This window comes from Thiococcus pfennigii, assembly GCF_016583835.1.
GTDB classification, from domain to species: Bacteria; Pseudomonadota; Gammaproteobacteria; order Chromatiales; family Chromatiaceae; genus Thiococcus; species Thiococcus pfennigii.
On record NZ_NRRW01000109.1, the window covers coordinates 1 to 4,940 of the forward strand.

A 4,940-nucleotide genomic window follows, 5' to 3' on the forward strand; every position below is an offset into this window, starting at 1 on the left:
GATGAAAATAATTCCCATCGCCGCCCCGTATTCCTCGCTGACGGCCTCGAACCGAATGAAAATCCACCCCCGCGGCGGCATGAGGCGAGCGGATTTTTTGAATTCAAAGGGGTTTTCTTCCAGGCACTACTTCATCCATGAGGGTTGGCTCCCCGGCTACGCCGACTCCCATGGCTGCGTGCGACTGCGCTACGAGGATGCCCGACTGATCTTCCACCGTATCCGGGTCGGGGATCCTGTCCGCGTGCGGCAGCGAGGCGTCGCGAGGGCCGCCGATCCTTGGCCATCGGTGTTTCCGGTGTTTTGACTGGCGGTTCGCGGCCCGACGGCACAGGGCGAGGCAGGCGAGGGCCGTCGCGACACCACGGCTCCATCCGGCGCTTGAATCCGGTCGCACCGAGGGCGTAGCCTTGGCGGGCATTTCAATGTGCGCTCAATGGGATTACCCGGGCCGCGGGCAAGCCGGGCGAACGACCGGCGGCCGCCGATCGGACGGACACCTCCGCGCGACGGCGATGGCCCCCGCGGCCGCCTCCCGGCGCCCTCGACGGCCCGACTCGCGGACGGTGACCGACGGTGCAGGCGCGGACACCGCGTCGCGCGCTCGGCGCGACCGGGCGTCGGCCAGGGGCCGCGCGGTCGCGCACCATACCGGCGCCGCCCGCCCGCCACGACGGCGGATCGCCCCGCGGGCCGAGCCCGCGCCGGATCCGCCCCAGCACAGTCACTGAAGAGGTCAATGACGATGACTCGAGCCAAGCGCCGATCCTCCCGCAGCAAGAAGGGCAACCAGGGCGGGACTCAACAGAATCGCCCCAAGGCCGTCGCGACGGCCAGCCCCGCGAAGGACAAGAAGACGCCGACCAGCCCGGCCCCGGCGGCCAAGCCCAAGGGCACCGAGGCCAAGGGCGCGGCGCCTCGCGCCACGGGCAGCCCGAAACCGGCGACGGCGAAGACCGCCGATCTGGGCGGCGCGGTACGCCTGCCCGACGCCGTCGCGGCCCCCCGTCACGACCATGTCACCGAAGACGGCATCCGGGTCAACTACTATGTCGATGGCCCCGAGGGCGGTCGACCGCTGGTCCTGATCCACGCCGTCAACGCCGCGCCGAGCGCCTACGAGCTCAAGCCCCTGTTCGAGCATTACCGCGCGACGCGCCGGGTCTATGCCCTCGACCTGCCCGGCTTCGGCTTCTCCGAGCGCCGCGACCGGGTCTACTCGCCGCAGTTCTACAGCGGCGTCATCGCCGACTTCGTGCGCCGCGCGATCGGCCAGCCGGTCGATGCGATCGCCCTATCGCTCGGCGGCGAATTCACGAGCGGTGCCGCCCTGCGCCACCCCGACCTGTTCGCGACCCTGGCGCTGATCTCGCCGACCGGCTTCAGCAAGCGCAACCTGCCGAACGGTCAGGGGCCGGTCGCCAAGTGGCTGCACAAGGCGCTGAGCGTGCCGCTCTGGGGCGGCCCGCTCTTCAACCTGCTCACGGTGCGCCCGAGCATCCGCTACTTCATGAGCAAGTCGTTCGTCGGCCGGGTGCCCGACGCGTACATCGAGTACGCCTACGCGACGGCCCACCAGCCGGGCGCCCACCACGCCCCGCTCTATTTCCTCTCCGGGCAGCTGTTCACGACGGCCGCCGCCGGCGAGCTCTACGGCAAGCTGACCCAACCGGTCCTGGTCATCCGCGACCAGGACCCCTACGTGAGCTTCGAGCGCCTCGCCGAGCTGATGGCGGACCATCGCAACTGGACCGAGGAGCGGGTCGTCCCCTCGCGCGGCCTGCCCCACTGGGAGCACCTGGCGGAGACGGCCGCGGTCCTCGACCGCTTCTGGGCCGCCCACGGGACGCAGCCAGCGCCAGAACCCGAGCCAGCGCCCGAGCCAGCGCCCGAGCAGGCGCCCGAACCGGCGGCCGTCGCCGAGGCACCGATCGAGCCGACACCGGCCGACCCCGAACGGGCCTCCTGACCCGGCACCACCCATGACCGCCAGCGCGCCCGGCCGCGACCAGATCACCGGCGTGATCCTGGCCGGCGGGCGCGCCCGGCGCATGGGGGGCATCGACAAGGGGCTGCTCCCCTGCGCCGGGCGAGCCCTGATCGAGTGGGCACTCGCCGCCCTCGTCCCCCAGGTCGGCCAGATCCTGATCAACGCCAACCGCAACCTCGCGGCCTATGGCGCCTACGGCCACCCGGTCGTCGCCGATCCAAGCGCCGATCACCCGGGCCCGCTGGCTGGCATCGCCGCGGCGCTCGCCACGGCCCGCACACCCTGGATCCTCGTCGTGCCCTGCGACACGCCGCTGCTGCCGCCCGATCTGGCCTCGCGCCTCGGCGAGGCGCTCGAGCGCGACGCCGGCGAACTGGCGCTGGCCCACGACGGGCGGCGTCTGCAACCCTTGCACGCGCTGCTGCCGGTCGCGTTGGCGCCGAGCCTCGCGCGCTTCCTCGCCGCCGGCGAGCGCCAGGTCGCGCACTGGTACGCGAACCATCGCAGCGCCGTCGCCGACCTCCGCGACCAGGCCGAGGCCTTCGCCAACATCAATTCGCCGGCCGACGCCGAACGGCTGCGCGCACAACTGCTGGGCCGCACCGCGCACGCCTGATCGGCGGGCCGCACGGGCTCAGGCCTCGTCCTCCCCCCAGGCCGCCGCGTCGAGGAGCGCCAGGCTCGGCCCCGCGGCTGCGGCCCGGGCGATCGGCAGATCGATGCCGGCGCGCCAGGCGCGCACCGCCTCCCGCTTTCCGGCACCCGTGACGAGGGTCAGGATCTCGCCGGCGCCGGCGAAGGCCGCCGGTGTCAGGGAGACCCGCTCCGGCGGCGGCTTCGGGGCCTCGTGGACCGGGATCGCGAGTCGCCCCTCGGGGATCGCCCGACCGGGGAAGAGGCTCGCGGTATGGCCGTCCTCGCCCATCCCCAACAGGACCAGATCGAAGGGCAACGACTGGGCCACGAGTGCGTCGTAGCGCGTCGCCGCGGCCTTCGCCCCGAGCTCCGCGGGGATCTCATGGATCGCCTCGGCCGATATCGGCACATGCGCGAGCCAGGCCTCGCGCGCGGCCCGGCCGTTGCGCCCCGGATCATCGACCGCCAGGCAGCGCTCGTCGCCGAAGAAGACCTCCCAGGCCGACCAGTCGGCGGCGGCCCCGGCGAGCAGACGGTAGGCCGCGATGGGCGTCGAGCCGCCGGCGAGGACCAGACGAAACCGTCCCCCGGCGGCGATCGCACGGCGCGCCCGCTCCAGCACGCGGGCCGCCGCCTCGCACGCGACGGCGGCCGCATCCGGGAGACGGCGAAACTCCAGCGAGGCTGACGTCATAACGACCTCCGAACGGCGATGATGTGGGACCAGGGGACGCGGGCGCGGCGCCTGGCATCGCGAGACCGATCCAGCACGAGCGCTCGCCCTCGGCGCCGACCCACGGCGGGCTTGACGGGCACCGCCAGCCCTTCGCAGACTCGATGCGCCAACCGACAACGAGACGAGGAGCCGACGATGACGATCACGCGTGACGATATCCTGAACCCGGGCGCCACCGAGCGCGACCCGAACTTCCCGCACGCCCCGGCCGACTGGAACCGGGCCGCCGCCGAGGCGGTCGCGAGCGCCGAAGGGCTGACGCTGAGCGACGACCACTGGGTCGTCATCCGGGCGGTCCAGGACTACTTCGCCCGGACCGACCAGCCCAACCTGCGCGAACTCCAGGACGGCCTCGACGAGCGCTTCCACGCCCAGGGCGGCCTCAAGCACCTCTATCGGCTCCTCCCCGGCGGCCCCATCGCGCAGGGTTGCCGCCTCGCCGGTCTCGCGCCACCGGCCGGGGCCATCGACGAATCCTTCGGCGCCGTGCGCTAGGGGACGGCGATCCTGGGGACCTTGAATCGTCCAACCTAGACGCGGCCGTTGGGCGGTGCCCGAGGTGCGCCGCGCGGGGTGTCCGGCAAGGCACGAGGAGGCGCAATCGCCCGGCGATCGCCACGACTCGTAACACCGCCGGGCGCCACGCGCGACCTGCATCGGGCGCGGCAGCGGCCTTCGCCGAGCGGGGGAGCAGGACTCACGGAAGGCCTCTCGACGGCTTCAACGACTCCCATCGATGAGTAAATGGTCAACGGCCGTCAGTGGGTTCAAGCCCCCTCCTCTGGCCTTCCCGAGCAGGGCACGCCGCGCGTGCCGGCGCGTCGCCTCTGGGGCGCACCGCAAGGCCGTCCACGTCGGCCGCCCAATCGCACGAGGATTGTCCTATCATCTCCTGCGGACCCCGGCGAACTTCAGGCCAGCCGGCCTCACCGCAAGCCCAGCCCCCGGCGGGGCAACCGGGGCCCGATACGATGATGGCTGTTAGCGGCCCGCCTCCCGGCCTCACCGATACGAGGCGCAGCCGCGCTCGATCCTTAGTTGTAAAAGGAGCAAGACCATGTTCAAGAACAGACCTCTGCTGCTGGCGGCGGCCCTGGCCTTGGCCACGGCCCTCACCTCCCTGTCGGCCCAGGCATTCTGGGGACCGTTCAACATGTTCCGCGGTTGGGGCGGGGACCCCTGGTACGGCGGCTATCCGTACTACGGCTACCCCTACTACGGCGGCTACCCCTACTATGGCCATCCCTGGCACGGCGGCTATCCGTACTATGGGGGCTGGGGCGGCTATCCGTACGGCTACGGCTGGGGCGCGCCCTACCTCGGGTACCCGGCCGTCGCCGCGCCGGTGACGAGCGCACCGGCCGCCGCCTCCGACGACTACTAGTGCAGCACTTCAGAAATCCCGAGGCTGTTCGTTGTCGTTGTCCTGATCGTAGTCCGATCGTCGATTACGACAACGATAGTCGTTGGAGGCGGTCTCGGAACATCCGCACTGCTGTACTAGTCGTCGAACGGCGTCCCGCGCTGGCGTTTGGTCGCGGCGCGCTGACGCTTGCCGGCGAGGCGTCGCTCCTTCGC

At 71.8% G+C, this 4,940-nt stretch carries 6 protein-coding genes; 5 read left to right on the forward strand and 1 reads right to left on the reverse strand.

The window, feature by feature from the left end; translation table 11 throughout:
• From CKO41_RS18835 to mobA, 3 genes are all read left to right on the forward strand, one after another.
• A partial coding sequence (locus tag CKO41_RS18835; RefSeq protein WP_242464420.1) for a L,D-transpeptidase occupies positions 1–307 on the forward strand: 307 nt, incomplete at its 5' end.
• A gap of 438 nt (positions 308–745) precedes the next feature.
• The gene (locus CKO41_RS17920; RefSeq protein ID WP_200383248.1) at positions 746–1,969 is read left to right on the forward strand and encodes an alpha/beta fold hydrolase; all 1,224 of its coding nucleotides are present in this window, start codon (positions 746–748) and stop codon (positions 1,967–1,969) included.
• 13 nt (positions 1,970–1,982) lie between these two features.
• Positions 1,983–2,606 carry a molybdenum cofactor guanylyltransferase MobA gene (mobA, locus tag CKO41_RS17925; RefSeq protein ID WP_200249703.1) on the forward strand — a complete coding sequence of 208 codons (624 nt, stop codon included), beginning with the start codon at positions 1,983–1,985 and terminating at the stop codon, positions 2,604–2,606.
• Between the two features lie 18 nt (positions 2,607–2,624).
• Here the strand turns inward: mobA and pgl are convergent, their stop codons facing one another.
• The gene (pgl, locus tag CKO41_RS17930; protein ID WP_200249702.1) at positions 2,625–3,320 is read right to left on the reverse strand and encodes a 6-phosphogluconolactonase; all 696 of its coding nucleotides are present in this window, start codon (positions 3,318–3,320) and stop codon (positions 2,625–2,627) included.
• A 177-nt stretch (positions 3,321–3,497) separates the two neighbouring features.
• On the opposite strand from pgl, the gene CKO41_RS17935 reads away from it, so the two are divergent.
• Entirely contained in the window at positions 3,498–3,857 is a 360-nt protein-coding gene (locus tag CKO41_RS17935; protein WP_200249701.1) for a TusE/DsrC/DsvC family sulfur relay protein, read from the forward strand.
• Positions 3,858–4,419: 562 nt separating this feature from the next.
• Positions 4,420–4,746, forward strand: a complete 327-nt coding sequence (locus CKO41_RS17940) for a sulfur globule protein CV3 (protein ID WP_200249700.1) — start codon at positions 4,420–4,422, stop codon at positions 4,744–4,746.
• Positions 4,747–4,940 lie beyond the last annotated feature (194 nt).